Below are 4,312 nucleotides of genomic sequence, written 5' to 3' on the forward strand. Positions count from 1 at the left end.
ATGGCCTCGTCCCACGCGACCTCGACGCGACCGGGACTCACCACCGCGGGCATGTCGCGCACCAGCACGTCGAGCTCGGGGTAGATGCCGACCAGTTCGTTGGCTTCAACGCTCTCCACGGTGCGCCCGCCGCCGGCCGCACGCGCTGTGTTCAGCGCGCTGCAGACCGTCAGGGCCTTATAACCGGCGGCCATGGCCCGAACCGCGGGAGACGGCGCGGGCGCAGTCTGTGCGAAGGCGGGGACAGCGAGAGCGGCGGTGGCGGCGAGAGCGGCGGTGGCGGCGGCGAGGATCAGAAAGCGCATTCATGGACGCTTGCGCGACCCGGCGGCTGCGTCAACTCAGACCAGCGCCTCGAACTGATCGATCAGACCCTCAAGCCGCTTCGTGCCGATCGTCCAGAAGGCCGGATCGCGCGGGTTCAGCCCGAACGGCGCCAGCGCCTCGACATAGGTTTTCGACCCGCCGGCGGCCAGCAGCTCGCGATACAGCGGCGTGAAGGCCCCCGGGTCCTTTGCCCGCGTCTCCATCAGCGCCGCCACCAGCAGGTCGCCGAAAGCGTAGGCGTAGACGTAGAAGGGCGAGTGGACGAAGTGGCTGACGTAGCTCCACCAGTGTTCGTAGCCGGAGTTCAGCGTCACCGCCGGGCCCAGAGACCCGCCCATCTCCCCCAGCCACAGCGCCCCAATTCGTTCGACCGACACCTCGCCCGCCGCCCGTTCGTCGTGGAAGCGGGTCTCGAAGCGGTGGAAGGCGATCTGGCGTACCACCGTGTTCAGCCCGTCCTCGATCCGGCCAGCCAGCAGGCCGCGCTGCTCGACCTTCGGCGCCGTCTTCAGCAGCCGGTCAAACGTCAGGCCTTCGGCGAAGATGGAGGCGGTCTCGGCCAGCGTCAGCGGCGTGTCGGCCAGCAGGCTCCCCTGCCCCGCCGCCAGCGTCTGGTGCACGCCGTGTCCAAGCTCGTGCGCCAGCGTCAGCACGTCGCGCCGCTCGCCCATCCAGTTCAGGAACACATAGGGATGGCGGTCGGAGGTGACCGGGTGGGCGTAGGCACCTGACTGCTTGCCGGGCCGAGCGCGTCCGTCGATCCACGGCTTGTCGAAGAAGCCGCCGGCGCGGTCGGCGAACTCCGGGCCAAGGTCGGCGAAGCTGGCCAGCACCAGTTCGCGGCCCTGCGCCCAGTCGTACGATCGGGGGGCGGTGGTCTCGAGGGGTGCATTGCGGTCCCATTGATCCAGCACCGGCTTGCCCAGCGCCCTGGCTTTCAGGGCATAGTAGCGGTGCGACAGACGCGGATAGGCGGCGGCCACGGCCTCGGCCATGGCGTCCACCGACTCGCCGTCGACCTCGTTGGCTAGGTGCCGACCGTCAGCGGGCCGCCTGAATCCGCGCCACTTGTCCTCCAGCGCCTTGTCTGCGGCGACGGTGTTCAGCACCAGCGCCATGGTTGAGGCACGGGCGGCCAGCGCCTCGTTCAGCCCCTCGGCCGCGGCCTTACGTCGGGCCGCCTTGGGGTCGGACAGCCTGTTCAGCGCCTCGGCGAGGGTCAGCTCGTCCTCGCCCGCCGACACCTTCATCGCCGCCAGCGTCTCGTCGAACAGACGCGGCCACTGCGCGCTGATGGGGCCGCGTTCGGCCAGGAAGGTCTCCAGTTCGCTCGACAGCTCGTGCGGCTTCATCGCCCGGACGCGCCGCAGCCAAGGCGTCCAGCGGGCCGCCGTGGGATGCGCCTGAAGCGCCGCGGCCACCTCGCCCTCGTCGAGCTGGTTCACCTCCAGCGTCACCCAGATGGTCGGCGTGGCGATGGCCGTCATCCGCTCCCGCACCGTCGCCTCGAACCCCTGCGCCGCGGCGTCGTTGCGGTTGGTGGAGGCCGCGAGAAAGGCGTAGGCGCCGAGGCCGCCCAGCACGTCGGAGGCCCGTTCGTACAGCGTCACCGCCTGATCGAGCACCCTTCCCAACGCTTCCGGTTCTGCGCGCGAGGCGACCAGCCGCCCCTGCAGGGCGTTGAGCTCCGCCACGAGCGACCGGGCGCGATCGAGGTCCGCCTCGATGCGGGCGTCCTCGGTGGAGGCGTAAAGGTCGGACAGGTCCCACAGCGGGGCGCCAAGCGGGTCGGCGGGGGTCTTGAAGGGCGCGTTCATGCCCCTGTTGTGGGGTCCGGTCGTGACGGGCGCAACCGTACCGGCGTGGAGTTCAGGTCTCGAAGCCGGCGATCAGCACCTTCAGATCCGGCTCATCGACACGCCGCACCGCCTCGTCGCGGCTGACCCACGCCCGCTCCCGCTCGGCCCGCTCCTGCCACTCGTCGTGCTCGACGGTAACCTCGAGCGGGTAGACCGAGACCACGCACCAGCGCGCGGCGCCGCTCTTCAGTATCTTGGCGTAGCGAAACGTGCCGATCGGATCGTGAGCGATCAGCCCCTCGATCCCGGCCTCCTCCAGCGCCTCCTGGGCGGCGGCCTCGGCGTCCGTCTTTCCGGCCATACGGCCGCCCTTGGGGATGACCCAGCGGCGGGTCTCCCGCGAACTGATCAGCATCACCTGCAGGCCGCCCTCGCTTCGCCGCCACGGCAGGGCCGCGACCTGGCGCCGCTCGGCCCGCTCGGAACGGATCACCTCGCCCTTCATCAGTTCAGGAAGGTCCCGCCCAGCCAGTAGAAAACCGCGGCGATGGCCGCCGACGCCGGCATGGTGATGAACCAGGCGGTGACGATGCTGCGCGCCACGCCCCACCGCACGGCCGAGGCTCGCCGGGCCGCGCCGACGCCGACGATGGCGCCGGTGATGGTGTGGGTCGTCGACACGGGAATGCCCATCCCGGTCGCCAGAAACAGGGTGATCGCGCCGCCCGTCTCCGCGCAGAACCCCTGCTGCGGGCTGAGCCGGGTGATGCGTGAGCCCATGGTGTGAACGATGCGCCAGCCGCCGAACAGGGTTCCCAGAGCAATCGCCGCCTGGCAGGTGATGACCACCCAGAACGGCACAATGAACTCCGACCCGGGCGGGGCGCGCGAATAGAGCAGCACGGCGATGATCCCCATGGTCTTCTGGGCGTCATTGCCGCCGTGCCCCAGAGAGTAGGCGGAAGCCGACACGAACTGCAGCCGACGGAACACCTTGTCCGCGAACGACGGATTGGCCTTCACGAACACCCACGACACGATGAACACCAGCAGCAGCGCCAGCCCGAACCCGACGGCCGGCGACAGGAAGATCGCCGCGACGGTCTTGCTCACTCCGGCCACCACCACGGCTCCGGTCCCGGCCTTGGCGATCCCCGCCCCCAGCAGGCCGCCGATCAGGGCGTGGGAGCTGGATGACGGAATGCCGGCCAGCCAGGTGATGATGTTCCAGCTGATCGCTCCCATCAGGGCGCCGAAGATGACCTGGTCCGAGATGACGTCGGGATCAATGATCCCACGCCCTATCGTGTCGGCCACGTGCAGCCCGAAGAACAGGAAGGCGATGAAGTTGAAGAAGGCCGCCCAGCCTACCGCATAGACCGGCGGCAGCACCCGCGTTGCCACGATGGTGGCGATCGAGTTCGCGGCGTCGTGCAGACCGTTCAGGAAGTCGAACAGCAGGGCGACGGCGATCAGGAAGATCAGGATCAGCAGCGGGCCGTCCATCGGGCCGCCTCCTACAGGTGCTCGACCAGAACGCCGTTGATCCGGTTGGCGACGTCCTCGAACCGATCGACCACCTTCTCCAGATGGTCATAGACCTCGGCGCCAGTGATGAAGCCCATGGGATCGCTGTGCCGGTGCTCTTCGAACAGAGCCTTCATGCCGGCGTCGTAGAGCGCGTCGCTGTCGCTCTCCAGCCGGGCGATCTTCTCGGTGAGTTCGTTCAGGCGGCCGTGGTTGCGACGCATTGCGGGCAGCAGGCTGACCGCCTCGACCGTCAGGATGGCCGACTCGACCGCGATGTCGCCCAGCTGGCGCATGTGCGGCGTGAACTGGCGAAGCTCGTACAGGGTGATGACCTTGGCGGTCTTCTGCATCTGGTCGATGGAGTCGTCGAGCGAGTTGGTCAGGCCGCGGATGTCAGACCGGTCGAAGGGGGTGATGAAGCTGCGCCGGACCGCGAACAGCACCTCACGCGCGACCTCGTCAGCCTCGTGCTCGTGGTCGACGATCTTCTGGCACCAGTGCGGGACCTCGTCTCCGCCCTCCAGCACCTTGCGCAGGGCCTCGGCGCCGTTGATCAGGGTCGCCGCGTGCGCGTCGAACAGCCGGAAGAAGTTGTCTTCCTTGGGCAGCAGCGCCTGGAACCAGCCCAGCATCGGCGAATCTCCGAAAACCGCATC

Annotated in this window: 5 protein-coding genes; all 5 read right to left on the bottom strand. The window is 68.8% G+C overall.

Translation table 11 applies throughout. The features are described from left to right. A partial coding sequence (locus VGB60_RS06685; RefSeq protein ID WP_331037487.1) for a hypothetical protein occupies window positions 1–305 on the bottom strand: 305 nt, incomplete at its 3' end. 36 nt (window positions 306–341) lie between these two features. Beyond that, a complete protein-coding gene (locus VGB60_RS06690; protein ID WP_331037488.1) occupies window positions 342–2,144 on the bottom strand; it encodes a M3 family oligoendopeptidase in 1,803 nt (600 codons plus the stop codon). A gap of 52 nt (window positions 2,145–2,196) precedes the next feature. Beyond that, complete coding sequence (locus tag VGB60_RS06695) at window positions 2,197–2,619, bottom strand: NUDIX hydrolase (protein ID WP_331037489.1); 423 nt, start codon at window positions 2,617–2,619, stop codon at window positions 2,197–2,199. Window positions 2,620–2,630: 11 nt separating this feature from the next. Next, window positions 2,631–3,632: an inorganic phosphate transporter gene (locus tag VGB60_RS06700; protein ID WP_331037490.1), complete on the bottom strand. Its 1,002-nt coding sequence runs from the start codon at window positions 3,630–3,632 to the stop codon at window positions 2,631–2,633. 11 nt (window positions 3,633–3,643) lie between these two features. Continuing rightward, the coding region (locus VGB60_RS06705; protein WP_414644479.1) for a DUF47 domain-containing protein at window positions 3,644–4,312 on the bottom strand (669 nt) is incomplete at its 5' end.

The sequence above is a fragment of the Brevundimonas sp. genome (genome assembly GCF_036399195.1).
In the GTDB taxonomy this organism is placed as follows: domain Bacteria; phylum Pseudomonadota; class Alphaproteobacteria; order Caulobacterales; family Caulobacteraceae; genus Brevundimonas.

What these genes read in the sequence shown, in the direction of transcription:
- VGB60_RS06690 (WP_331037488.1), bottom strand. Translation starts at nt 2,144, where the DNA reads ATGAACGCGCCCTTCAAGACCCCCGCCGACCCGCTTGGCGCCCCGCTG.
- VGB60_RS06700 (WP_331037490.1), bottom strand. Translation starts at nt 3,632, where the DNA reads ATGGACGGCCCGCTGCTGATCCTGATCTTCCTGATCGCCGTCGCCCTG.